The sequence below is a fragment of the Geotalea uraniireducens Rf4 genome (assembly GCF_000016745.1).
GTDB classification, from domain to species: Bacteria; Desulfobacterota; Desulfuromonadia; order Geobacterales; family Geobacteraceae; genus Geotalea; species Geotalea uraniireducens.
In genome coordinates, this window is sequence record NC_009483.1 from 3392417 (window position 1) to 3415567 (window position 23151).

The window sequence follows — 23151 nt, forward strand, 5'->3', positions numbered from 1 at the left end:
CCCCTCCACGTAACAGTCGTGCCCAGGTTTCCAAAGGTTGGGGGGGCAGCTCTGTTTGGCGAGAACGTTCACCGCCTCTTGATCCGAAAAACAGACGTAAAGGTGGCGACCTTGACGCCGCTTTCGTCAAAGACCTCCGCTTCCCCCTTTATGTTCCTGTCATCACGTTCAACAATCCGTGCCACGGCCTTCACCGTACCGCCTGTTACCGGGGCGTGAAATCTAAGCCCGAGATCCACCGTGACAAAGTTGGTTCCCTCCGGCAAAACACTCTTGATGGCAATAGCTACGGACGTGTCAGCCAGTGCAGTTACTGCGCCGCCATGCATAAACCCCTTACCCTGGGCCAGCTTCACCTTGAACGGCATGGAAAGCACCGCCTGCCCTGCAGCAGCCTGCTCAATCCGCATCCCCAGGTATTCCTCGAAAGGGGCACAGGCGATCCATTCAGGCAGTTCGAACGGCAGTTCTGTCCCCGCGACCATCGGCAAATCAAAGACTTTTTTGTACATCAAATCCTCCAGCTTTTATCCCAAAAACGGCAGTTAGCCAGTAGAGTAGGAAGCAGGTTACGACATCATTAGGTTTGGCTTGTCCGTTTCCGCCCCTTTCGTTTGGCGGTGCCTAAGTAGCCTTACCATAGTTGCCTTAACCAGCTCCCCCTCGTCAAACCGTACGTGCGGATTTCCCGCATACGGCTTACCTATCAGCCTCTTGCTGCACGGCATTATTGAGGAGTTGTGGCTTTGCTGTTACAGGTAAACCAGACCATATCGCTTAAGTCCGGCATACAGGCTTTCACCTGCCCTGAAGGGTTTGCTCCGCCTTTGGCTCCGATTGTTCAGAAATATTCGAAAGCGAGTCCTCGTGTAATGATTCACGTCTCGAAATACTTTCCGGGGATACCCGTAGTCGAAGTAGTTGCCCCATCCGCGAAGGATGCTGTTTACCTCGGCAATTGCTTCGACAAGCGGCTTTTTGTATCCGCTTCGGGTCTTCTCCCGGATTTTTCCCTTGAGTGCTCCTATGGCCTTCTTACTCGGCATGATGTTGAGATAATCCCAATCTCTGCCCCGCAGGTCACGGTCATAGCGGAGGGTGAATCCCAGAAAGTTCAGGCTCTCTTTCTTGTTCATTCTGACAATACCGGTTTTGTCACGGTTGATGCTGAGTCCAAGGTCTGTTTCGAGTTTCTCTTCCAGCCATCCGGTTATGCGATTGCCCATGTGTCTGGCCATTACTACGAAGTCGTCGGCAAACCGTACCATGCGCGCTCTGGCGAAGTGGTAGGGGCTGTCTGCTTCTTCGTGAAAGGCCCGGTCGAGCCGGTGAAGGTAGATGTTGGCAAGAAGGGGAGATATTACCCCGCCTTGTGGCGTCCCTTGTTTGGGACGGCTGATGCTGCCGTCTTCTTCTACTACCGGACTGTGAAGCCATTGCCGGATCAGTTTGAGGACACTCCGGTCGGCTATGCGCCGCTCAAGTTCTACTATCAGGTGCTCGTGGGGGATGCTGTCAAAGTAGCTCGAAAGATCCGCGTCATACACTTCCTGCCGTCCGAGTTGGAGGTTATTACCGACTTGGTCGAGGGCTCCATGGGGACGCCTTTTGGGACGAAATCCATGGGAGCAGTCGAGAAAGTCCACCTCAAATATCGGTTCGAGGATAAGGAGTACGGCTGCCTGTACAATTCTGTCCCGCACGCACGGTATGCCGAGCGGGCGCAGTTTGCCGTTGGGCTTGGTGATGTAGACGCGACGCACCGGGGATGGTTTGTAGTTTTTGGTTCTCAGGCTTTCTTGAATTTCGTCAAGATAGCCGGATATTCCGTCTGCCCGCACCTCGATGGATTCAATGCTGACACCATCGACTCCCGGCGCGCCCTTGTTCGCCTTTACTCGCAACCACGCCGTTTCAAGTACATCACGACGATGGATTCGGTCGTAAAGGGCATAGAACCGGAACTGCGGTTCTCGTTTGGCCTTGCTGCTCAGTTTCCACCGCAGAAGGGAGACTTTTACCGGCAGTCCGGGTTCAGGTTCGAATCCTTCGGCCATCCATTCCGTTATGGAGCGTCTGTCGCTCAAGCGGGTCTCCTCTCTTTCCGTGTAAACATGACTGAAGTACGGCCCCTTGGCTCCACGGGCATTACCCCGCTTCCCGGCTACTATGGGCCGCTCCGAATTCCGACCGTACACGCTTGGCGGGTTATTGATTCCCCGTCGGCGTTCTCCCTTCGGCGAAACCCTTTCGCTTTGGGAATTACGTCGGACCTCCCAGGTTCCTCGGCTGATCTTTCGACACGCGCCCTCCCCAATCACCCCGGACAGTCCCACCGGTTCTTTCGCTCGTTTATCACCGGTGGGTGGCAGGCTTCACCACATTCGGAAGGTTGGCCACTGTCAACTACGTGTAACGAGGCCGAAACGGGTTCGCTTGCGCTGGACTCGCGTCTTCGTCGTCAGGGTAGTTATCGTACCCTTCGCTCTTTTCTTACAAAGAACCGGTCTTACTCCCCACGTTTGGTTACCCTCTCGTGACAGACCGCGACTACATGGTGAACGGGTGAACGAGCAATTTACATGTCTGACACTTTTCAGTCAGATAGATCAGCCAGGCTTGGCCTGGCGTACCGAATGACACGAATAAACACGAATGTTTTTAACCCCCTGTTAAGTCTTGAGTAGTCACCGATCTGGTGAATGCCTTCTGCATCACAAGAGCTTGTATATTCGTGCATATTCGTGAAAATTCGTGGTTAAAATGCTTTTTATAGGTTTATTCTTCCTAACTTACTTCTTATGCACTTCCACTCCCAGCAAATTCATCACCTGTTGCATATCCGACCACACTTCCCGCTTCATGCCTGCGTTTCTCAGCAGGTAAGCCGGATGGAAGGTCGGCATGAGCGGAATACCGTGGTAATCGTGAAATCGGCCGCGCATTTTTGAAATAGGCTCCTTCGTCTCCAGCAGGGTCTGGGCGGCAAAGGTGCCAAGACAGACGATCACCTCCGGTCCGATGGCCTTCAGTTGTCGGAGCAGGAACGGCTGGCACTGCTCGATCTCGTCTTGCTGGGGATTTCTGTTGTTTGGGGGACGGCACTTGAGGACGTTGCAGATGTATACCTCGTTCCGCTTGAACTGCATGGCTTCGATGATTTTTGTCAACAGCTGCCCGGCCTCGCCGACGAACGGCTCACCCTGAAGGTCCTCGTCCCGACCGGGCGCCTCACCGACAAAGACCAGCCTGGCGTGGGGATTGCCGACACCGAAAACCAGGTTGGTTCTGGTTTCGCCTAGCTTGCAGCGACTGCATGCAGCCAGTTCCAGGCGTAGTTCCTCCAGGGTTTCCCCCTTACCACCGGCCGCTTCAGACGGTGTTTTCACAGACATCCCCGGCGCTGATGCCGGAAAAGCTATCGAGTCCGGGGCCGATTTTTTCAATGGTCCGGCAGCTGATGACGGAGCTGTCTCGGCAAAGGGGAGGCCGTCCACACCGGTTTCCTGCAACTCTTCAAGATAGGCGCGCAACGAGGCGACAAGCCCCTGAGCCTCATTCTGTTCCTTCATGGCAAACCCCTTTACTTTTGCGCAAACATCTAATATTCTTAAGCAGTATGCTGATTCTTCCCATTGTTCTTTTGCTGGTCATTTGCATCCCCCATGAGGCCCTTGCCTGGGGCGGTGGTATCCACCTGCAACTTGGGTCTGCCGTCCTCAACAACCTCCAGGCGCTCAAACCGGCCATAGCCGCGATCATCGGCGAATTTCCCAATGACTTTCTCTACGGCTGCATCGCCGCCGACATCACCATCGGCAAGAAATTCACCCATTACCTTCTCCACTGCCATCGCTGGCGTATCGGGCTGAAAATCCTGGAAAACGCAGAAAAGGATGCACAGAAGGCCTGCGCCTACGGCTACCTCAGCCATCTGGCGGCAGACACGGTGGCCCACAACTATTTCGTCCCCTACAAAATCATGCGCAGCTTTTCCACCTTTACCCTGAAACACGCTTACTGGGAGATGCGATTCGAGAATTTCGTCGATAAGGATATCTGGGAAACAGCCAGGAAAGTATCGATGGAAAACTACCGCCAGAACGACGCACTGCTCAGAAAGGTGCTGTCAGACACCATCTTCTCCTTCGGCACAAACAAACGCATCTTCAACTCCATCCTGCTGGTGAGCAGGGTGGAAAAATGGCAGCAGGTACTGCAGACCCTCTCCGATTCATCCCGTTTCGCTCTGGAAGAAATCGATCGTGACGAATACATGAGCCTGGCAGAGGAGGCGGTGTTCGATTTCCTGAACAGCTTTGAGGATTCCCGCTTTTTCCAAGCCGACCCCACCGGCGAACGGGCGCTGGCCACGGCTGAGGCGGTGAGGAAGAATCTGAGGCTTCTCTACCGGAGCGGCAAACTCACCAAACCCCAGGCAATGGAACAACTGGACGAAATAAAGGGAAAGCTGCGCGAGGCCATATGCCAACCGGAGCTTCTGCTGCAAATCCTGTCCACGGAGTAGTGGCGAGGTTCGAGCAAAACCTTCATCCCCGTTCCTTTATCCCCGTTCCTCTGAGCCCGGCCGCCCTGTCCAGTATGATGTGTGCCAGCTCCAGTTTGCCCATGAGAGGCAGGTCTTCCACCTTCCCGTCACGGAACAGCAGCTTGACGATGTTGGTGTCCACGTTGAAACCGGCCCCCTCCAAGCTGATGTCATTGGCCACCACCATGTCGAGATTTTTTTCCGTCAGTTTTTTCCCGGCATTGCCGATCAGGTCTTCGGTTTCCGCAGCAAAACCGACCAGGATTTTCTCCCCTTTGATTGCTCCCAGTTCACCGAGAATATCGGGGTTTTTCTCCAGCTCAAGCGTAAGGCATTCGGCGGACTTCTTTATCTTAAGATCTGCGCGGGACGCGGGTCGATAGTCAGCCACCGCAGCAGCCTTTATGATGATCGTGCTCCCGCTGACCTTATCCATTACCGCCTGCCGCATCTCAAGCGCGCTGACCACCTGCACGGTTTCCACTCCGAAGGGCTCAGCCAGACAGGTAGGTCCTGTCACCAGTGTCACCCGGGCTCCCCGACGGCGGGCAGCTACGGCAATGGCATACCCCATTTTGCCGGATGAATGGTTGCTGATATAGCGCACCGGATCGAGCTCCTCCCTGGTGGGGCCGGCAGTAATGAGGATATTCTCGCCGACAAGGTCCTTGGCGGTCAGCGCGGCCAGTACCTCCTCGAAAATCACCTGCGGCTCCTGCAACTTCCCTTCACCTTCCCAGCCACAGGCAAGCATCCCTCTGGCCGGCTCCACGAACAGGTATCCGTGCCCCTTCAGCTTTGCCTCATTCTCCCGGTAGAGAGGATTCTGATACATGTTGACGTTCATGGCCGGGGCAATGAGCACCGGCGCCTTGGTGGCCATGACCGTTGTGGTGAGCATGTCGTCGGCGATGCCGTTTGCCAGCTTGCCGATGACATTGGCAGTTGCCGGGGCGATGACGAACAGATCCGCCCGGTCGGCCAGTGAAATATGGCCGATTTCCCGCTCGGAAATAAGGTTGAAAAGGGATGTGGAGACCGGGTTCATGGAAAGGGTCTGGAACGTGAGCGGGGTGACGAACTCCGTGGCCGCGTCGGTCATGATGACATGGACATTTGCCCCTGCCTTGGTCAGGAGGCGCAGCAGCTCAACAGCCTTGTATGCGGCAATGCCGCCGGTGACCCCGAGGATGATCTCTTTTCCTTTTAGCATATTTCCTCCCTCATATGCCTCTTACGTAGGGATTATTCGACTTCTCATGACCAATGTTGGAAGAGGGGCCGTGCCCCGGATAGACCAGAGTCGGTTCGGGAAGGGTAAACAGCTTGTTCCGTATTCCCTCGATCAGCGCCTCGTGGGAGCTGCCGGGAAAATCGGTCCGCCCCACCCCATCGGCAAACAGGGTATCGCCGGTGATGACCTTACCCTCGCTCTCCAGATACAGGCAGCACCCACCCGGCGTGTGTCCCGGCGTATGGAGCACTTTCAGCTGCTGGGAGCCGAAGATCACCACCATCCCATCCTCCAGAAGCCCATCCGGCTTGGGGGAATTCTCCGTTTTCAGGCCGTAGGCGGCGGCCACCTCTGCGGCGCGTGAGAGGAAATAGACGTCCGCCTCGTGGATCAACAGCTTTGCGCCGGTGGCTTCGAGCAGCCGCCGGTTTCCCCCCACATGATCAAAATGGCCATGGGTATTGAGCACATACTTTATGGCCAGTCCCGACTTTTTCACGGCTGCCAGCACCCGGTCCGCATCCGCGCCGGGATCGACCACTATACCCTCTTTGGTTTCCTCGCAGCCGAGGATGAAACAATTGACACCCAGCTGACCGACTACTACGGTTTCGAAAATCATAGGGCTCCTCTTTTCAGATTTATGCAGCGACTTGTCCTGCCCTGTTGCAATCAGGCACGCGATCAACAGCAGGGTAACCGCCGTAACGAACCATAACCAGCGTAAGGTTTTGCTCTTCGTCATCACTTACGCCCCTCAGGTTTTAAAACAGGTCCAGGTTTTCTCCCTTGAGTTGCGTAAAGGGATTGTTGTGAAATCCTTTCTTCCCATTGTCACCGCTGGGGCGCGGCTGGGGCTCCGGTGGAGGTTCTTCAGCAACAACCTCGACCGGCGGCAGATCGTCTTCCTCGTCCACGCAGTTCTCCTTGTAGAAGTAACGGTCATAGAGCCGGTGATAGGCGGTCCAGCGGGAACTGTTCACCGGTTCTTTCCTGATATGAGTTCTGATGCCGTTGATCTTGGAATCGAGGTCGTCAAGGTAATTGAGGATGGTCGCCTCAAGGGTCTTCGGCCGCTTCGGCGAACCGTACTCATACTGGCCATGGTGGGAAAGGAGCATATGCTTGAGGAGCATCGAAAGCTCCAGGGGAAATCCGGGAATAGCGGCGATTTTCTCCTGCAGCATCTCAACGCCGATGGTGATATGGCCGAGCAGCTTCCCCTCATCGGTATAATCGAAGGAACGCATGTAGGACATCTCCCGCACCTTCCCCACATCGTGGAGAAGTGCCCCGGCAACGAGCAAGTCGCGGTTAAGCCCGGCATAGAGGGGAACAATCTGCTCCACCAGCCGTGCAACTGCCAGGGAGTGCTCCAAAAGCCCACCAAGATAGACGTGGTGCATCCCCTTTGCAGCAGGGGCAACGCGATAAAGCCTCATCAAGTCCTGATCTTCAAAGAATGACTTGAGCAGGCGCTTCAAATGGGTATCGGCGATTGAGGCGACCAGGGAGGCAAGCTCTTCCTCCATCTCCTGAATGCTGCGCTCGGTCTCCGGCAGAAAATCAGCCAGGATGACATTTTCCTCAGCCACCCGCCTCAGCTCCGAGATTATGAGCTGCAACTTACCCAGGTAGACGGAAGCCTTGGACCGGACCGAGAGGAAATCGTCCTTTTCGAACAGGGCACCTACCTGGTCCACATTATCCCAGACCTTTGCCTCTACCTCGCCGCTTTTATCCATCAGACGCAGGGTCAGGTAGGGTTTGCCGTTTTTGGCCATGGCCATGATCTTTTCCTTGACCAGAAAGACCGAATCCACCTGATCGCGGTCCTTTATGTCCGAAACAAATTTTTTATCCAAAGTCCACTCCTTTTATCAGTCTACGCAATAACATCGAAAGAAACAAAATGTTCCACATTCCCAAAGTCCTATGATTTTTCACCATCGACCATCGACCATCGACCATCAACCGCCTGTACAATGGCATCGGCCACCCTGATACCGTCGAGAGCGGCGCTCATGATACCTCCGGCATGGCCCGCGCCCTCTCCTGCCGGATAGAGCCCCCTGACGCTTGTGGACTGCATGTCTTCACCACGCAGAATGCGCAACGGCGCGGATGTTCTCGTTTCCACGCCGGTCAGGGTCGCTTCGGCAGTGATGAAGCCGCGCATTTTGCGTTCGAAATGACGAATCCCATCCCGGAGGGTCGAAGAGACGTATTCCGGCAGGACCAAAGAAAGATCGACTTCACGCACCCCGGGGCGGTAGGTGGATGAAACCTTCCCCCTCCTCTTACCGTCGAGGAACGTCATGAGATTCTGGGCCGGCGCCCGATAATCGCCCCCGGCGGTCTGGAACGCCTTGCGCTCCCAGCGCCGCTGGAATTCGACCCCGGCCAGTGGGTCATCGCCGGCGAAATCGTTGCGTCCGACCGTAACCACGAGGGCGCTGTTGGCAAAGGGGGAATTGCGAAGATAGCCGCTCATGCCGTTTGTGACGACTCCACCCTCTTCGGAGGCCCCCGCTACCACGACACCACCGGGACACATGCAGAATGAGTATGCGGAACGGCCGCTCAGGGCATCATTGTACGCCAGGGCATAATCAGCCGGTGGCAGTTGGGGATGGGAAGCCATCCCATACTGGATGCGGTTGATGAGTTCCTGTGGATGCTCGACGCGCACCCCGACGGCGAACGGTTTCTGCTCCATGGCGACCGACCGCCGCCTGAGCATCTCATAGGTATCGCGAGCGCTGTGCCCCGGCGCCAGCACCAGCAGATCACAGAGGCATTCGTCGCAGCCGTTGATCTCGATCGCGGTGAGCCTGTCGTCAGCGATTCTTATATCGGTCAACTGCCTGCTGAAACGGACCGGAAACCCCTGCAATTCCAGGTGACGCCGAATAGCGGAGACAACCTGCCGCAACCGGTCGGTACCGATATGCGGTTTTGCCGCGGCGAGGATTTCCGGCGGAGCTCCGAACTGTGCGAGTTTCATCAGCACATAGCTTATGTTCGCATCCTTCAGCCGCGTGGTCAGTTTGCCGTCGGAAAAGGTCCCCGCTCCTCCCTCGCCAAACTGGACATTGCTGGCCATGTCCAGGCACCCCTTGTCCCAGAATGCCTGGACGTCCTTTACCCGCTCCTCAACCGGCTTGCCCCGTTCGATGATGGTCGCCGTCAGGCCGTACTCGGCAAGGCGAAGGGCGGCAAAGAGTCCGGCCGGCCCTGTCCCGGCAATCACGATACGTTTTCCGCTGCTGACCCGGCTGAATACGGGCGCCCTCTTTTCGCCAACATATTCCAGGTCACTGTCAACTCGCTGCGTTGCTCTGAATCGCTCCTCGTCTGCAAGCCTGAATTCAACCGTGTAGACAAGCTTGACCTGCGGTTTCTTCCTCGCGTCGATCCCCCTTCGCACTACGGCAAAATGCGTGATGTCGTTACGCTGGAGCGAAAACCTGGTTACGACTTTCTCAAGCAGAAGTTCTTCACTTTCGCCGAGAAGTAATGTGAGATTGCGGAGCAGGAAAGGCATGGGAGTGAATCACTCAGCGAGCCGCTGATGCTTCTTGCGGTCGAGCAATTGCTCGACGATGATGACAATATCGAACGGTTTGGTGGATTTGGGGATATGAATTTTGGCCCCCATCTCAGGAATCTCGTGCTCATGGGGAGCGCCCTGAAACATGGAGGTAAGGAGGATGATAATCGGTTCTTTTTCTCCGGCACGGCGTGAAATTTCGAGACAGGTGCTGACACCACCCATCCGGGGCATGATCAAGTCAGAGATTACCACTTCCGGATTGCTGTCTATAAATGCCTTCACTCCTTCTACGCCGTCATTGGCGGTAAAAACCAAAAATCCGGTTTCCTGGAAAGCGTCGGACAATACCTTCAGGAAAAATGGGTCGTCATCGATAAGAAGGATTTTTCCTCTGGCATCTTTCATGCGGAAACCTCAAAAGCAATAAATAGTTTCCATCGGTAAACATCTGATGAAAAACTACGGGTGCCGACATAATACAAAAATGCAACTCAAAAGAAAAGGATAAACAGGCCACCACCAGACATCAACCATTCAGCGGCAGTTTAATGCAAAAAGTCGTGCCGCTGGCATCGCTTTTTTCAACCTCGATCTTGCCTTTATAGTTTTTCACGATGCGCAGGACAACAGACAGTCCAAGGCCCGTGCCACGGCTATTGGTGGTGAAAAACGGGTCAAAAACATAGGGGATGTTTTCCGGAGGAATCCCCTTGCCGGTATCGGAAACCCGAACGACTATGTACTTGGCGTCATAATTCAGTTGGACCTTTAATGTCCCTGCTAAAGGCATTTCATTGATGGAATTGAGAAAAAGGTTGGTGAAAATCTGTTCCAGTTCCGAAGGATCGGCCTTAATGGCAGGAGGAATGCTCCGGTAATCCCGCTCAACCTTGATTTTGTGAAGTTCTATCTGGGGGCTGAAGATTTCAAGGGTGCTGTCTATTACCCGATCGATCATCACATCCATGATTTCGAATTTAGGTCTTTTTGATGCGTCGAGCAACTTGCGCAGGATACCGTCGATCCGGTCGATTTCTTTCAGTATCTTCTCAACGTATTCAAGCTTCTCCAGATCTTCCATGCCGCTCTTGATGAGCTGGACGAAAAGGGAGATCGAGTTCAGCGGGTTTCGGATTTCATGGGCCATCCCGGCAGAAAGATAACCGAGTGTTGCCAGTTTTTCCGATTGAACGATCTCCGCCTGGGCCCTCTGCAGCGCCTCGCTCTTTTCCTGGACCCTTGCCTCCAGTTCCAGGTTCCAGGCCTCTATCTCCGCAAGAAGCATTTCCCTCTCGCGGAGCAGCTCACGGTTTTTGAGCTCGATCCCACGTATTTTCAGAACATTTTCTATCCGGTCGGCCAGGTCCTGATTGTTGAAAGGTTTGAGGATATAGTCGGAAGCGCCGGCCTTCATCAGTTCCACGGCAATTTCTTCGCTCCCCTTGCCGGTAAACATGATGACATAGGTGTCGGGAAACCGCCTGCGGATCTCCTTCAACGCAGTCAGACCGTCCATATCGGGCATCATGTAGTCGAGAAGCACGAGCTCCGGCTGGGAAGCATCGATTATTTCAAAGCCGGATGGCGCATCAACAGCGGTAAAAACCGTATAACCGCGGTTTTTGAGGATGATGGAAGTGAGATCAAGGATCACCTTCTCGTCGTCAATTATCAGCACCCGGCCGCTTTGTTGCTTTAGTTCTTTTGCCATAGATTCGTCCGTCGTTCGAATAAGTGTTTATTTTGATATGTCAGCGGTTAATGCCGTGCCACTATTGCAATTAAACAAAAACTTAGTCAACACAAAAAGAAGGGCAGCAATTGCTGCCCCTCAATCTTTCAATCGTTTCATGACGGACGCATTAAGCCCAGTCAAGGAAGTCGGACGGTCATGACCGGACGAGCGGACTTTCTGACCACTCTCTCGGCAGTGCTGCCGAAAAGAAGATGGTCAATCCCGCTTCGACCTTGCGTACCGAGAACAATTAGAGAGACTTTTTCCTCATCTGCTTTCTTGAGAATTTCCTCGTAAGGAATCCCCGTAACTATGTTTGCTTTGTAATTGCTGAAATCCTTGATCTTGGTCCGGCAGAATTTCTGCATCATCTTTTCTGCCCCTTCCTCGATCTCCTTCTCAAGGTTCTCGAAAGAGACATGCGGCACATAAAAACCGCGCAGATCCACCGGTTCGTTTATAACATGAAGAATGATTAATTGCGAACCGAATTTTTGAGCCAAAGCATATGCGTAATCAAAGGCGTGCTCCGAATTTTCGGAAAAATCGGTAGCAAAAAGGATCTTTTCAAACTGTTTCACGTAACCCTCCCTTGCAGCGTGGTCTTTAGTGGCTCGTTTCCTTGAATATTTTCTTAAGGATTGATTTCAGCTCCTCAATTTTTACCGGTTTGTTTATATATTCGAAGGCACCGAGGTTCATCGCCTCAATGTACGACTCAACCCCTCCATAGGCGGTAATCATGATAACGTTACTCTTCGGAAAGTTCTTGTTTAATTCCTTGAGAAAGGTTATGCCATTCATTTCCGGCATGTTTATGTCGGTCACAATCAGGTTGACCTCTTGCTGCCGCAGGTAGTTCAAAGCCTCGAACCCATTGGACACGCTTTCAACCAGGAAACCTTCCTTGGCCAGCAACCGGGACAATCCGATTCTGGCATTTTCTTCGTCGTCCACTACCAGTATTCTCTTTTGATTTTTCATCGTTATCAACATATAACTCCATATTTTTTTACAAACTGTTTCTCAGTCTAACATGGAGTTCAGCCCTGTCAAGTCACAGTTCACGGAGTAACATTCCCGGAAGCGACCTTTTGTCGTAACTTTACAGCGGTAAGAATCAAATTGGCTATGATTGAAATAAAATATATCTCGTCATCGGTAAAGGTTTTCATGGAAGTGGAATTAAGGTTGATCACCCCATAGACATCCTGCTTGTCGGCAATGGGAAAGGAAAGCATCGAGTTGTATTTTTCTTCCTGCAATTCCGAGAAACTCTTGTAACGGGGATCCTGCGAAGCACGGGTCAGGGATATATGCTGCCTGTCCCGGGCAACAGTCCCGGTGATCCCCTCTCCGATCTTGATCCGAATCTTTCCGACAAAGGAAACATCAAATCCATAGGTAGCAGCAAGGACCAGATCCCCCTCCTCCATCAGGTAGATGGAGCAGACGCTCACCTTGAGCTGGGTCGCCACTTTCTCCGCAACCCTCCGCAGCACTAGCGGAAGATCGAAGTCGGATGAGACGAGCATGCTGATCTCTTCCAGCGAAATGATCTCCAGATGCTCACGGTTGGCCTTCTGCATGGTCAACACCATCTTCCCCTTCTCACTTTCAAGAAACGGCGTAAATCCGGCCTTATGGTAAAAGGGGTTAACAGTCTTGACTTTCTCCGTAATGGTTCGGAAATCGGAAAAACCGCAACTGCAGGTCATCTTTACCCGGTAATTGTCTACCCGCTCGCTCTTCATAACCCTTCCGCATTTTCGGCAGCGTGCCACCAGTTGCATACAACACTCTCCTTATCTCGTAAAAACAATTAAAGGTTCAAAGTCCGATATGTTAACGTATCGGATACAATCTCCGAGCCTTAAACCTTAAAAGTAAAAAAATTCTTCATTGCTTATAGTCAGCTTTTAACACCACGTGGGCCGGTACTCCTGCCGCACCGAAAGGCTTTAAGGGGTTCCCGTTGAATTCAGCCTCAACCCCACCGGCGTTGCCCAGGTCAAGTGTAAAAGACTTCTCAGCCTTCCATTCGATCAGATCCCCGGACTTCAGTTCGTAGTGTTGAGAAATGCTGTCATCAATGGTGACGTTCAATGAACTGTCCTGATTAAATTTCAGCTTGAGGAATACGCCTTTCGGGCGAGGCTCACCGCCGGCAATCAGCTCGTTGCTTGCCGGATTGACTGCCGAAGCAGCAGATTCAATTGCCTTTTCACTGCTTATTTTTGCCGATGAAAGGACCGGCTGCAGGGGTGACGGCAAGACAGCAACCTGCGGCTTAGAATAAGATGGCGGCGGCGTTATGCCCCTCTTCTCATCTTTTTCCTGAAGGAAAAACGCTGCCATAAGCACAAGTGACAGAAGCAAAAGTGGAAGTATCCATCGGTTCCGTCCGCCGGTTTTTATAGTCTCGACATGCTTGGATTGAGGGCGCTCTGCTGAAGGGGGGGTAACGGGGGCACGGGCACTGTCATACATGGCGATTATTTCGTTGCCTGAAAGGCCCAGGACCCCTGCGTATAAGCGGAGGAAACCCTTTACGTAGGCGGCATTGGGAAGCTTTTCAAACATCCCTTCTTCAATGGCAACCAGGTAGTTCTTGCTTATGCGGGTCACTTTGGCCACATCGTCAAGCTGCAGCCCCTGAGACTCGCGGATTTCTTGCAGATATGCGCCGACCGGTGTTCCAGTCCTGATTGCAGTGTTTGTTTCAGGCAACATGCTCCTCACTTTAGCATATCGAGATATTCCCGGGACAGCAGTCCGATTTCTGAATCGGGAGCGATACGAACTACGTCTTTAAAGGCTGTCACAGCCGCGCTGTTGTCTTTTATCTTTAGATAAGCGAGGCCCAGATAATAATAAGCATTCGCATAGTCCTTCTGAATCTCTGCGGCCCTCTTGTATTCGCCGATAGCCATCTCTATCTTGTCGAGGGCAAAATAAACCCGCCCAAGGCTCATCCGCAATCGCGGGTCCCGCGGATAACTGACGAGCGCCGAACGAAATACGGAAAGGGCCTGCTGGTAATCACCCTTGCCGAAATAGGCAAGGCCCAGATTGATGGTGGCGGCATCCTGGTTCTGGTAGAAAATATCTTCCGTCACTATTTTAAGCTGTTGAATTGCGTCATCCCAGCGTTTCATTTCCAGGTAGTTGACGCCGAGGTTGTTTCTGACTTCGGAATAGACCGGCCGCAACTTGAGGGCCTTCAGATATTTCTGTTCGGCGACGTCAAACTTGTTCTTGCGGAAATAGACCATCCCCAGGTAATTGAGCAACTCGGGATCGTCAGGCACGATCTTCTCCGCCTCGGTAAATTCCACCAAGGCGCCGGTAATATTGTTCTCGCCGAGGTAGGACAACCCCATCTGGTAATGGTAGGATTCCTTTTTCCTGGCCTCTTCGCTCAGTGCACAAGCGGAAGTCAAACAAGCAGCCGTCAATAACAAACCGAGCAGAGAATATTTCATGTTTCCTTCTGCACCCTCACCTTGCACTACCCCAGCCAGGCAGTACCGGACGGGTGGATTGCGTTAATTTCTGGGAAAACTAGCAGATTTGCCGGCCGATGTCAATGTAACGCCCCATTTCCGGCCTTTGCCGGTCGGATCAGCCGGCCAGGCCTTCAAAATGGGTCATCTTTTTAAAACTTCTGTAGCGCGCTTCGATCTCTTTATAGTCAAGCCTCTTCAAACGGTTGAGGCTGAAATCCTCCACATTGAAGGAAGCCATGACACTGCCGAAGATGATCGCCTGGCGGATTCCTTCCTCGGACGTATCACCGCTATTGGCCAGATACCCCATGAAGCCGCCGGCAAAGGTGTCGCCTGCGCCGGTAGGATCGAACACCTCCTCAAGGGGATAGGCAGGCGCGGCAAAGATCGTCGAATCGGTAAACATCAGTACCCCGTATTCGCCCCGCTTGACAATGAGGGTCTTTGCCCCGAGGGAAAGGATTTTTTTCGCGGCCTTTACCAGATTTGCCTCTCCGGTGAACTGGCGGGCCTCCCCTTCATTGATGATAAGAATATCGACGCGCTCTATGACCTTTTTCAGCGCTTCCGGCTTCGACGATATCCAGAAGTTCATGGTGTCGCAGGCGATTACCCGCGGGTTCTGCACCTGGCTCAACACCTCCATCTGCAAGACGGGGTCGATATTGGCAAGAAAGAGATAATCCGCACCGCGGTATTCCGCAGGAATAACCGGCTTGAAGTTCTCAAACACGTTGAGATGGGTTTCAAGGGTCTGGGCTTCGTTCAGGTCGTAACCGTACTTACCCTTCCAATGGAAAGTCTTGCCGCTCTCCCTGGCAAGCCCCCCAAGATCAATGTTCCTGGACTTGAGAAAATCCACATGCTCTTGGGGAAAATCCTCACCCACCACTGCCACCAGGCTCACATCGGTAAAAAAACTGGCCGACGTGGAAAAATAGGTGGCGGAGCCCCCAAGAATACTGTCCATTTTGCCGAAAGGGGTTTCCACCGAATCGAATGCCACTGAACCGACAACAAGAATACCCATCTACCGTTTCCCCCCTAATATATGTTTGGTCTTATAAAAAGTTCACTTCTTTCCCTTTTCCAGCTTGGCTTTCAGCAGGTCTCCCAGCGTCCCCATGGTCTTTGCAGAGGTCTCGGCGGCAGTACGGCGAAACTCCTCGATCGTCCGCTCCTCCTGCTCCGCCGCTCGGCTCACCTCGGCCAATGACAGGGAGAGACGCCTGTTTTCCCGGTCGACGCTCTCGACCTTCACTTCCACAGTCTCACCCTCCTTGATCACCTCGCGGGGATGGTTGATGCGCTTGCCTGCGCCCAGCTTCGAGATATGGATAAGACCGTCCACCCCGGAATCCAGGGTGACAAAGGCGCCGAATTGGGCCAAGCGTGCCACCCGTCCGGTGTGGAACGACCCTTCGGGATAGGTGAGCGCCACCTTATCCCAAGGATCAGCCAGGGTGTCTTTCAGGCTGAAAGAGATTTTATCGTTTTCCCAATCGATCTGCTTTATCACCACCTCCACGTTCTGGCCGACAGAGAGCACCTCGTGAATATCCTTAACCCGGCTCCAGCCGATCTCGGAGATTGGAAGAAGCCCTTCGACACTGCCGATGGAGATGAAAGCGCCGAAATCGCGCAGCGAGGTGACCGTCCCCTGGACGATCATCCCTTCCTTGAGTGTTTCCTTCTGCTCTTCTTTCTGCCGCAGCCGTTCCTCTTCCAGCACGGACCGATGGGAAAGGACGATGTTGCGGCCGTTCTCGCCGTATTCGCTGATTCTGAATGATAAGCGCTTGCCTATGTAATCGGCGGCATTCTCCACCCGCCGCAGTGATATCTGGGAATATGGGCAAAAGGCACGGACAGTGCCGCCGACCTTGACCTCGAAGCCCCCCTTGATCTCTTTCTCCACATGACCTTCCACCGGAATGCCGTTGCGCCAGGCATCTTCCAGCTGCGACTGACCGGCTGATCCGCCGCCAAGCCTGGTGGTAAAGCGCAGTTCATTGTGCGAAACACCAAGGAACCATGCGGTGATCGTATCCCCCTCCTTGACAGTCAGATTGCCGTCCGCATCGAGGAGTTCTTTCGCTTCAAGGACCCCTTCACCTTTTCGTCCCGTGTCGAGAAAAATCCAGTCGCCGCTGATCTTGAGTATCTTCGCTTCCACCTTCTGCCCCGGTTCAAGCCTGACCTGATCGGCAAAACTCTTGGCGAACAGGTCTGCAAAACTCTCTTCTTCGGTTGTCTCTTTTAATTCCTTGTCGTCTTTGTCCATTTCCGTTTTTTACCCCATAAATGTTAGTTGGAAGCATCAGAAATCATGCTGTCTGCTGCTATACGCAGCATGAAAATTAGTAGAAAGAAATGATTAAGTCAACAACTTAAAACCGGCTCGACTTAACCTGGCTTATGCAAACCTCTTACGCACCGCATTATCACATACAAATCAGCCAGTTACAAGCAGCAACCGGAACCAGAGGAGGAACCGGAGACGACCCGCCAACACATCCCCGAACGTGCCGTCTACTGTCAGGTTTTGCCTTTGTTGCAAAAGGGAAATATCGCCCTAAACTTTATTAGTGAGACCCGATCAACAGTCATCACAGGAGGAAGGGATGAAAGAGTGGAATGTGGTGATTACTGCTCGCGAAGGTTTTTTCAAAGAAGCCGGCGGTATGCTGGAGCAGTTCGGCCCGGTCAGCAAAACAGGCTTCTTCAATATCCTGGTAATGCACGTAGAAGATCCCTTTCTCATGATGGAAAAACTGCGGGAGCAACAGGCAACAGAGCCTGCCGCGACCCGGTTTCTGTCACGGGTGATGCCGGTGACGCACACCTTTACCTTTCAGACCCCCGCCATCTTCGAAGAGAAGGCACGGGAAACCGTCTCCCCGTGGATTCCCGGTCTGGCAGCAAAAGGCTTTCATGTGCGCATGCACCGCCGCGGGTTCAAGGGGAAGATTTCCAGCATGGAAGAAGAACGCTTCCTCGACATTTTTATCCTGGACGCCCTCGAACGTGCCGGAACCCCGGGACATATCACCTTCGAGGACCCTGATGCCATCATCGTCGTGGAAACAATCGGCCAGCGGGCAGGACTCTCCCTTTGGACCAGGGAAGAGCTGCAGCGCTATCCATTGCTGCATCTCGACTGAGGATGAGCCAAACTTTTTGCAAAGGAGGAAACACCATGGCCCAGATAGAACTGACCGAGCATGAAGCCAAAATCCTCTCCGAGGTCCTCGATTCGTATCTCACAGACCTGCGAACGGAGATGGTCGCCACGGAAAACAGGGAGTGGCGCGCGGAAATGAAGGAGCGGGAAGCCTTAGCCAAGGATATACTCAACCGCCTCGGCGCGTTGAAAGGCTAAGGTGCCCAATAAGCAGGCAATAAGGATCAGGGAAGCTCAGGAAGTGAGTGCAGAACGGACAGATAGCGCTCACCGCTGAGATTTTTGAGGAGGGTGAGGAATTCCTTCGACAAAGGGGCAAAGACCTGCAATGTTTCGCCGGTTGCAGGATGGACGATGGAGGTTCTGAAGGAATGGAGGGCGTTACCAGCAAAACCGGGCAGCGGCTGTCCGCCGTAGCGCCGATCCCCCCTGATCGGGTGGCCGATAAATTTGAAGTGCTGCCTGATCTGGTGCATCCTTCCGGTAACGGGGTAAACGGCAACAAAAGTGCAGTCCGACCGGTGAAAAAGCACCCGGTAACGGGTTTCCGCCTCTTTTCCCTCCAGTGGAACGGAGATGACCCCATCCTCCGCAAGCTCCCCTTCCACAAGGGCCAGATAGAGCTTCCCCAGCCCCTCATCCATGATCAGTCGGCCGAACATCGCGGCAGCCATTGAGCTTTTCGCCAGGATCACCGCACCGGAGGTACCCCGGTCCAGGCGATTGACCGGACGGAGTTTTACCGATCCGCCATCGCGCCCGGCGAGGAGTTTTGTCCCCAGATCAACCAGGTTCCGCTCGTCCACCTCAGCGGCGTGGTGCATGGGGAGACCCGGCGCCTTGTTGAATATCATTATCCACTGATCTTCATGGAGTATGTCCAGTTCTGGCCTGGCTTTACGCAGAAAAGCCGATGTTTTGCTGCTCTCCTTCAGAGTAACCGTATCGCCCAGGCGGAGGATGGTGCCGGAAACCCCGGGAGTGCCGTTGACGGCCAGGTGGCCGGCTGTCAGCAGCTTGCGCAGGTAGGAGTGGGAAGCCGACGGGAGGAGGTTCTGGAGAAAGCTCTCCACCTGCCGGCAGTGGTCTGTTTCGGAAATCTCGTATTTCAGCATGTCGTCATCTCACAATTCATTAAAGTATGAACGGATTCTGCCACCCGCGGGTTTGTTTTGTCAACACAAGTATCTGCATCCTCTCCAGGAGCCTGTCGGACTTAGGAATGAATCTACTGCGAGGATGGCAAATCGGTCCATATCTCCGTAAATTTTCGACGAATAGGTCCACTATTCGCTCTCAAATTTCCGAAAATCTGTCCTCGATTTTCCATCCTCTCGCTACGATTCCCTAAGTCTGACAGACTCCTAAGGTGTTGACCTTTTGGCATATTTTAAGTAAAATATAATTAAGGAAGAAGGTCTCTGACAATTGCTCTGGTGTACGTGTAATAAATCGTTTAGACAACCTGTCGATAATTTATGATCTAAGTTTCCAAGTCCAGACGTGGTGCGCAAGCCCTCTTCGGAGAAGGCAGCCTGAAGCGTTTTCTTGGGAGATGCTGAACAAAAGGGCAGTAGATCTAAAGTTTATACGGTACTCTGGAGCACCTTGAATTGGGCAGGATGATCATATCAGCATCAACAGCAAAAGCCCCGGGAATTCTCGCCGGGGCTTTTGCTGTAAACAAAGCGAGAAAAAGAGGGGCAAGCTGCATATGACAGAAATAACAATTGATTCCCTTTTCTTTACTGGAAAATCCGCTTTCGCGGGTTTTTGTCGTTACGAGGAAGAGGGAGAAACTTCGCGATTACGTAGTGTCCCCTCGATTCCCACTCCTCCGATTCGTTGCATGGCCTCCAGCAGGGAGTCGCGGCGGTTGGCAACCGGCAACCGCCGGTAGTGCGGCCGAATTTTTATTTCACAGATACAAAAGGACAAAAGACGGCAAAACCCGGCAGGACATTCTCCCCAAGTGCCCAGTACAGGGCCTTCAGGGCCTTCTTGACAACTGGCCGGGCAATGATAAAAATAAGACCGGGAAGGGATGGCAGCACAAAAAAGGAGATACCTAATGGTTATGAAGATGTCAAAAATTACCGCGTGTGACGTAAAGGACTGCTCATACAACCAGAAAGCCCAGTGTCATGCCCTGGCCATCACGGTAGGTGGTCCGGAAGTGTGCGCGTGCTGCGACACCTATCTGCACGCCGACAAAAAAGGTGGAGTTGCCGAGATGACCGGTGGCGTAGGGGCATGCAAAGTGGAAAAATGCTCATACAACACCTCATTCGAATGTGGAGCACCCGGAATCAAGGTTGGGCTACACCAAGGCCATGCTGATTGTTCAACGTTCAAAGCCAGATAAAAATGGATAGTGAAGACACACTGTCAGAAACCAACCACCATCCCTTCCCGAAATTTCGGAACGCCATTCAGGCATCCCGCCTTCTCCCGGCCTTATACGGCCCCATACCCCGTTTTGACGGCATTCTCCTTCCGTGCTGGACTCTTACTAACTTTGTGAGGACGCCCCCCATGCGAAAACTGATTGTTATTCTCATCATCACGCTTTTACCAGCTGCACCGGCCTGGGGCGATAACGCCTTTAAGGAAGGGGGAAAAGAAGTCGGTCAGGGCTTCAAGAAAATGGGGAAAGAGACTGGACGGGCCTTCAAGGAGGGTGGCAAGGAAGTCGGCCAGGGGTTTAAGAAGATGGGCAAGGAAACCGGCGAAGCGGCAAAGAAGACGGGCAAGCCGATCGGCGAATGGTTCAAGGAGGCAGGTAAGAAGACCGGCGAGGCATTCAAACAGATGGGAAGGGATATCCGGAAATTCTTCAAAGGGGAGTAGGCCTTTAAACTCAAAAACTTAACAAAAAACTTAACCTTGTCAGCAGCAAAGTTTTCCTCTAATATGCGTCGCCGAATTGTAATTCCAAGTTTCAGGAGGGAAAAATGAAGCAAGTGGTTCTGTTTTTTTGTTTGCTGTGCATGGTGATGTTTATGGCTGGAAACGCAGTTGCCGATGACTTGAAGGGGAGATTCGGCGTAACCGGTCGTCTTGGATTTCTGATCCCTGCAGATAGCGAGGTCGATTTCCCGGACGGCAAACATGTAGCCGAGACGAGTACTGCATTTGTCGGCGGCGGCGGACTTATTTACGGGGTGGACAACAATATCGCCCTTGAGCTTGATGTTACCCATACGGAATTCGATATGAAGACAGGTGGGAATACGCTGGGAACCGTTGAAACCAACAACCTCTCCATCGGCGCCCAATACCGCTTTCCTAAGAATAACGACATCGTCCCTTACATCGGCGCCGGGATCGATGTGCTGGTCAACGACTTTTCTGCAGGCTCTGCAGATACGGTTTTCGGCCTGCACCTGAGCGGCGGTCTCGATTACTTCATCACCAGAGAGTTGGCCCTGACCGGGGAATTAAAGGGAGTGGCGGCATTTGACGCAGACATCAACCGAACAGTCGGAACCAGAATCAATTACGACCCTTCCAGCATAGCGGGGACATTTGGTGTCAGGGTGTTTTTCAATTGATTTGATTGAAACGCAGGTCAACGCAGTATGACGAAAGGCGGTCCACTGACCGCCTTTTGCTTTTTATTGCGGAAATCAACGAATGCGGTTCAGGATGAAGCCAGGTTCCTGCAACGGCCCGAGGGGATTGCGCAGGTCACGATGTTCGTCGATCTGGGGATCGCCGCTCCATAGCTTGTAAGACACGTGCTCGTTCACGAGCACGAGAAGCGCCTTGAATTGCCAGCCGGTTTCATGCGACTTGCGCCTGAAGTTGAAGATGTCGAGCCAGAAGCTGCCGATGCGCCGGGTATGGGTCCTTTTCGGTTCGAACACGTATGAGCGGCAGTCGTTCCGCGCCCGGAGACATGCCTGCAGCCCCGGATCAAGCTCTGCCATGGGGATCGACTGGACCGTGGCGGCTATATCGAGATAGTTGAGGATCTTCACGTTAGGCGAGGTTTTAATATCGTAACCGAGCTTTTTCAGCTCCTCGACGGTGGTCTTGTCGGGGATGATCTTATCGTAGGCGGTTTTCGCTTCGGCAAAGGTTTGCCACGGGGACTCAACGGTCTCCCTGGCACTCGGCAGAAGCGCGCTGCATCCTGCCAGGAGGCTCAAGACGCCGGCAAAGGCCAGACGTATAAGCATCTCCGCTACCATAACCACACGCCCCGGAATAAAAACTGCTTAGTTTCCGACCCATGCCGGAATACTATAATTATATCGTGTTCCTGCCGTTTGCCAGTGCCATCCCGCATATTCTCCGCTACGGATAACTTCGGCATCCCCGCAACGAGCTGAATATATGGGCGCTTCCCATGGTTATTGACAATTACCCAGCTTCCACATAATCTTGCCCCATACATTAACGGGATGAACTCAGCACGCAAATAATAACAGAGGAGTGAACGATGATTTCCAGCGACATAACTTCAAAAGTCAACTGGTATGGACAGGATCACATTGTCAAGGTCAACTGGGAAAGCGACAACGGCGATTTGATTTCTGCAAGGTGCCTGGTCGACGGCAAAGAGATTGTAAAGTTTTTCAGGGGGAGATGGACAAATAAAAAGGGCAATAAACGTTATGACAGCGATCATTTTATCATCCTGAAAAGATGCTGTGTTGATAACTTCAAAGACTCGAAAAACATGCTCCCGGCGTTTATGCCCATTTTCAGCATCATTCATGGCGAGGAAATGTAGACAGGGCAAGCGGCAAGACGAGCTGGCCGGCTGCGGTTCGCCGGATGAAAAGGGACCTGTTGCCTCTCAAGATGGTGCGGGACTGGTCTCAGTAAAGGTCAACGGTGAAAGAGTAAAAGTAAGGGGACATACCGTACCCCCTTTCGGCGAGGAAATAGCGGTAATAAAACTTGATTTTCTCCGGCTTGGAGCCGGGCGTGACAGGCAGGCTGAAGGAGAACGGAGCGTACTCGTCCATCGACATGGTTATTGGCAACAAAAATGAAGTATGCTCGGAGATTTTTTTCCCTCCCTCGTCAAGAAGGGTTGCGGTCAGTTCCAGGTCCCTGATGTAAGCGTAACGGGTATTCTTGACAAAGCCGTCGATACTGACAACTTTGTCGTTTTGCGCGGTTCTCCAGAAGAGCGACAAATCATAGAATTTGTAGCTCTTCGGATAGAGCAAAGGATCGTATTTCGGTACACTGTACCCCTGGCAGGCTGTCAGCAAGAAAAACGCAACAATAATGACGGATATTTTCGATGCCATTATATCGGTATATCACAAAATCTGCCGATTTCCATTTCCCCCCTCCCCTACGCTGCATCAACGCATTAGGATACGGTCAGGAAAAAGGGATTGCTGCCGGAAGGGCAATAGTGA

26 protein-coding genes are annotated in these 23151 nt (G+C 52.9%); 7 read left to right on the forward strand and 19 right to left on the reverse strand.

Features of this window, described 5'->3' with window-relative positions; all coding sequences use genetic code 11:
- Window positions 1-68: 68 nt before the first annotated feature.
- From GURA_RS14875 to GURA_RS14885, 3 genes are all read right to left on the reverse strand, one after another.
- Complete coding sequence (locus GURA_RS14875) at window positions 69-512, reverse strand: PaaI family thioesterase (RefSeq protein WP_011939765.1); 444 nt, start codon at window positions 510-512, stop codon at window positions 69-71.
- 240 nt (window positions 513-752) lie between these two features.
- Entirely contained in the window at window positions 753-2087 is a 1335-nt protein-coding gene (gene ltrA / locus GURA_RS14880) for a group II intron reverse transcriptase/maturase (RefSeq protein WP_232278915.1), read from the reverse strand.
- A gap of 705 nt (window positions 2088-2792) precedes the next feature.
- Entirely contained in the window at window positions 2793-3572 is a 780-nt protein-coding gene (locus GURA_RS14885) for a uracil-DNA glycosylase (protein ID WP_011939766.1), read from the reverse strand.
- A gap of 47 nt (window positions 3573-3619) precedes the next feature.
- Here GURA_RS14885 and GURA_RS14890 point away from each other — a divergent pair, with 47 nt between their 5' ends.
- Window positions 3620-4528 carry a zinc dependent phospholipase C family protein gene (locus tag GURA_RS14890; RefSeq protein ID WP_011939767.1) on the forward strand — a complete coding sequence of 303 codons (909 nt, stop codon included), beginning with the start codon at window positions 3620-3622 and terminating at the stop codon, window positions 4526-4528.
- Window positions 4529-4550: 22 nt separating this feature from the next.
- Here the strand turns inward: GURA_RS14890 and coaBC are convergent, their stop codons facing one another.
- The 13 genes from coaBC to rpsA form a co-directional block, all read right to left on the reverse strand.
- The gene (coaBC, locus tag GURA_RS14895) at window positions 4551-5762 is read right to left on the reverse strand and encodes a bifunctional phosphopantothenoylcysteine decarboxylase/phosphopantothenate--cysteine ligase CoaBC (RefSeq protein WP_011939768.1); all 1212 of its coding nucleotides are present in this window, start codon (window positions 5760-5762) and stop codon (window positions 4551-4553) included.
- A 10-nt stretch (window positions 5763-5772) separates the two neighbouring features.
- On the reverse strand, window positions 5773-6405 hold the full coding sequence (locus tag GURA_RS14900; protein WP_041246023.1) for an MBL fold metallo-hydrolase: 633 nt from the start codon (window positions 6403-6405) through the stop codon (window positions 5773-5775).
- Between the two features lie 142 nt (window positions 6406-6547).
- Window positions 6548-7648: a 3'-5' exoribonuclease YhaM family protein gene (locus tag GURA_RS14905; RefSeq protein ID WP_011939770.1), complete on the reverse strand. Its 1101-nt coding sequence runs from the start codon at window positions 7646-7648 to the stop codon at window positions 6548-6550.
- Between the two features lie 68 nt (window positions 7649-7716).
- Complete coding sequence (locus GURA_RS14910) at window positions 7717-9330, reverse strand: NAD(P)/FAD-dependent oxidoreductase (protein ID WP_011939771.1); 1614 nt, start codon at window positions 9328-9330, stop codon at window positions 7717-7719.
- 9 nt (window positions 9331-9339) lie between these two features.
- Window positions 9340-9744, reverse strand: a complete 405-nt coding sequence (locus tag GURA_RS14915; RefSeq protein WP_011939772.1) for a response regulator — start codon at window positions 9742-9744, stop codon at window positions 9340-9342.
- A gap of 121 nt (window positions 9745-9865) precedes the next feature.
- A complete protein-coding gene (locus tag GURA_RS14920) occupies window positions 9866-11050 on the reverse strand; it encodes a hybrid sensor histidine kinase/response regulator (RefSeq protein ID WP_011939773.1) in 1185 nt (394 codons plus the stop codon).
- Between the two features lie 161 nt (window positions 11051-11211).
- Window positions 11212-11655, reverse strand: coding sequence for a universal stress protein (locus GURA_RS14925; protein WP_011939774.1), 444 nt, complete (start codon window positions 11653-11655; stop codon window positions 11212-11214).
- A gap of 25 nt (window positions 11656-11680) precedes the next feature.
- On the reverse strand, window positions 11681-12070 hold the full coding sequence (locus GURA_RS14930; RefSeq protein WP_011939775.1) for a response regulator: 390 nt from the start codon (window positions 12068-12070) through the stop codon (window positions 11681-11683).
- A 68-nt stretch (window positions 12071-12138) separates the two neighbouring features.
- A complete protein-coding gene (locus tag GURA_RS14935) occupies window positions 12139-12867 on the reverse strand; it encodes a GAF domain-containing protein (RefSeq protein ID WP_011939776.1) in 729 nt (242 codons plus the stop codon).
- Between the two features lie 106 nt (window positions 12868-12973).
- On the reverse strand, window positions 12974-13807 hold the full coding sequence (locus tag GURA_RS14940; protein WP_011939777.1) for a helix-turn-helix domain-containing protein: 834 nt from the start codon (window positions 13805-13807) through the stop codon (window positions 12974-12976).
- A gap of 5 nt (window positions 13808-13812) precedes the next feature.
- The gene (locus tag GURA_RS14945; RefSeq protein WP_011939778.1) at window positions 13813-14559 is read right to left on the reverse strand and encodes a tetratricopeptide repeat protein; all 747 of its coding nucleotides are present in this window, start codon (window positions 14557-14559) and stop codon (window positions 13813-13815) included.
- Between the two features lie 139 nt (window positions 14560-14698).
- A complete protein-coding gene (locus GURA_RS14950) occupies window positions 14699-15613 on the reverse strand; it encodes a PfkB family carbohydrate kinase (RefSeq protein ID WP_011939779.1) in 915 nt (304 codons plus the stop codon).
- A gap of 42 nt (window positions 15614-15655) precedes the next feature.
- Entirely contained in the window at window positions 15656-16867 is a 1212-nt protein-coding gene (gene rpsA, locus GURA_RS14955) for a 30S ribosomal protein S1 (protein WP_011939780.1), read from the reverse strand.
- A 340-nt stretch (window positions 16868-17207) separates the two neighbouring features.
- On the opposite strand from rpsA, the gene GURA_RS14960 reads away from it, so the two are divergent.
- Both GURA_RS14960 and GURA_RS14965 read left to right on the forward strand, forming a co-directional pair.
- Window positions 17208-17747: a THUMP domain-containing protein gene (locus GURA_RS14960; protein WP_011939781.1), complete on the forward strand. Its 540-nt coding sequence runs from the start codon at window positions 17208-17210 to the stop codon at window positions 17745-17747.
- Window positions 17748-17782: 35 nt separating this feature from the next.
- The gene (locus GURA_RS14965; RefSeq protein ID WP_011939782.1) at window positions 17783-17965 is read left to right on the forward strand and encodes a hypothetical protein; all 183 of its coding nucleotides are present in this window, start codon (window positions 17783-17785) and stop codon (window positions 17963-17965) included.
- A gap of 26 nt (window positions 17966-17991) precedes the next feature.
- On the opposite strand, the gene GURA_RS14970 is transcribed toward GURA_RS14965, so the two are convergent.
- Complete coding sequence (locus GURA_RS14970; RefSeq protein WP_011939783.1) at window positions 17992-18882, reverse strand: RluA family pseudouridine synthase; 891 nt, start codon at window positions 18880-18882, stop codon at window positions 17992-17994.
- A 962-nt stretch (window positions 18883-19844) separates the two neighbouring features.
- Between GURA_RS14970 and GURA_RS14980 the strand changes: the two genes are divergently transcribed.
- The 3 genes from GURA_RS14980 to GURA_RS14990 all read left to right on the forward strand — a co-directional run bounded on the left by GURA_RS14980 (window position 19845) and on the right by GURA_RS14990 (window position 21321).
- Window positions 19845-20132: a DUF1540 domain-containing protein gene (locus GURA_RS14980; protein ID WP_232278916.1), complete on the forward strand. Its 288-nt coding sequence runs from the start codon at window positions 19845-19847 to the stop codon at window positions 20130-20132.
- A gap of 170 nt (window positions 20133-20302) precedes the next feature.
- Complete coding sequence (locus GURA_RS14985; RefSeq protein ID WP_011939785.1) at window positions 20303-20617, forward strand: hypothetical protein; 315 nt, start codon at window positions 20303-20305, stop codon at window positions 20615-20617.
- 140 nt (window positions 20618-20757) lie between these two features.
- On the forward strand, window positions 20758-21321 hold the full coding sequence (locus tag GURA_RS14990) for an outer membrane beta-barrel protein (RefSeq protein ID WP_268741751.1): 564 nt from the start codon (window positions 20758-20760) through the stop codon (window positions 21319-21321).
- A 75-nt stretch (window positions 21322-21396) separates the two neighbouring features.
- Here GURA_RS14990 and GURA_RS14995 read toward each other — a convergent pair whose 3' ends face one another.
- Window positions 21397-21951, reverse strand: a complete 555-nt coding sequence (locus tag GURA_RS14995) for a hypothetical protein (protein WP_232278918.1) — start codon at window positions 21949-21951, stop codon at window positions 21397-21399.
- A gap of 263 nt (window positions 21952-22214) precedes the next feature.
- On the opposite strand from GURA_RS14995, the gene GURA_RS15000 reads away from it, so the two are divergent.
- Entirely contained in the window at window positions 22215-22508 is a 294-nt protein-coding gene (locus GURA_RS15000) for a hypothetical protein (protein WP_011939788.1), read from the forward strand.
- Window positions 22509-22596: 88 nt separating this feature from the next.
- Here GURA_RS15000 and GURA_RS15005 read toward each other — a convergent pair whose 3' ends face one another.
- Entirely contained in the window at window positions 22597-23037 is a 441-nt protein-coding gene (locus GURA_RS15005; protein WP_011939789.1) for a hypothetical protein, read from the reverse strand.
- Between the last annotated feature and the right edge of the window lie 114 nt (window positions 23038-23151).

Excerpts from the sequence above, each read along its gene's own strand:
- GURA_RS14875 (WP_011939765.1), bottom strand. The coding sequence starts at position 512 with ATGTACAAAAAAGTCTTTGATTTGCCGATGGTCGCGGGGACAGAACTG.
- GURA_RS14885 (WP_011939766.1), bottom strand. The coding sequence starts at position 3,572 with ATGAAGGAACAGAATGAGGCTCAGGGGCTTGTCGCCTCGTTGCGCGCC.
- GURA_RS14890 (WP_011939767.1), top strand. The coding sequence starts at position 3,620 with ATGCTGATTCTTCCCATTGTTCTTTTGCTGGTCATTTGCATCCCCCAT.
- coaBC (WP_011939768.1), bottom strand. The coding sequence starts at position 5,762 with ATGCTAAAAGGAAAAGAGATCATCCTCGGGGTCACCGGCGGCATTGCC.
- GURA_RS14900 (WP_041246023.1), bottom strand. The coding sequence starts at position 6,405 with ATGATTTTCGAAACCGTAGTAGTCGGTCAGCTGGGTGTCAATTGTTTC.
- GURA_RS14910 (WP_011939771.1), bottom strand. The coding sequence starts at position 9,330 with ATGCCTTTCCTGCTCCGCAATCTCACATTACTTCTCGGCGAAAGTGAA.
- GURA_RS14915 (WP_011939772.1), bottom strand. The coding sequence starts at position 9,744 with ATGAAAGATGCCAGAGGAAAAATCCTTCTTATCGATGACGACCCATTT.
- GURA_RS14920 (WP_011939773.1), bottom strand. The coding sequence starts at position 11,050 with ATGGCAAAAGAACTAAAGCAACAAAGCGGCCGGGTGCTGATAATTGAC.
- GURA_RS14930 (WP_011939775.1), bottom strand. The coding sequence starts at position 12,070 with ATGTTGATAACGATGAAAAATCAAAAGAGAATACTGGTAGTGGACGAC.
- GURA_RS14935 (WP_011939776.1), bottom strand. The coding sequence starts at position 12,867 with ATGCAACTGGTGGCACGCTGCCGAAAATGCGGAAGGGTTATGAAGAGC.
- GURA_RS14940 (WP_011939777.1), bottom strand. The coding sequence starts at position 13,807 with ATGTTGCCTGAAACAAACACTGCAATCAGGACTGGAACACCGGTCGGC.
- GURA_RS14945 (WP_011939778.1), bottom strand. The coding sequence starts at position 14,559 with ATGAAATATTCTCTGCTCGGTTTGTTATTGACGGCTGCTTGTTTGACT.
- GURA_RS14950 (WP_011939779.1), bottom strand. The coding sequence starts at position 15,613 with ATGGGTATTCTTGTTGTCGGTTCAGTGGCATTCGATTCGGTGGAAACC.
- rpsA (WP_011939780.1), bottom strand. The coding sequence starts at position 16,867 with ATGGACAAAGACGACAAGGAATTAAAAGAGACAACCGAAGAAGAGAGT.
- GURA_RS14960 (WP_011939781.1), top strand. The coding sequence starts at position 17,208 with ATGAAAGAGTGGAATGTGGTGATTACTGCTCGCGAAGGTTTTTTCAAA.
- GURA_RS14965 (WP_011939782.1), top strand. The coding sequence starts at position 17,783 with ATGGCCCAGATAGAACTGACCGAGCATGAAGCCAAAATCCTCTCCGAG.
- GURA_RS14970 (WP_011939783.1), bottom strand. The coding sequence starts at position 18,882 with ATGCTGAAATACGAGATTTCCGAAACAGACCACTGCCGGCAGGTGGAG.
- GURA_RS14980 (WP_232278916.1), top strand. The coding sequence starts at position 19,845 with ATGAAGATGTCAAAAATTACCGCGTGTGACGTAAAGGACTGCTCATAC.
- GURA_RS14985 (WP_011939785.1), top strand. The coding sequence starts at position 20,303 with ATGCGAAAACTGATTGTTATTCTCATCATCACGCTTTTACCAGCTGCA.
- GURA_RS14990 (WP_268741751.1), top strand. The coding sequence starts at position 20,758 with ATGGTGATGTTTATGGCTGGAAACGCAGTTGCCGATGACTTGAAGGGG.
- GURA_RS14995 (WP_232278918.1), bottom strand. The coding sequence starts at position 21,951 with ATGCTTATACGTCTGGCCTTTGCCGGCGTCTTGAGCCTCCTGGCAGGA.
- GURA_RS15000 (WP_011939788.1), top strand. The coding sequence starts at position 22,215 with ATGATTTCCAGCGACATAACTTCAAAAGTCAACTGGTATGGACAGGAT.
- GURA_RS15005 (WP_011939789.1), bottom strand. The coding sequence starts at position 23,037 with ATGGCATCGAAAATATCCGTCATTATTGTTGCGTTTTTCTTGCTGACA.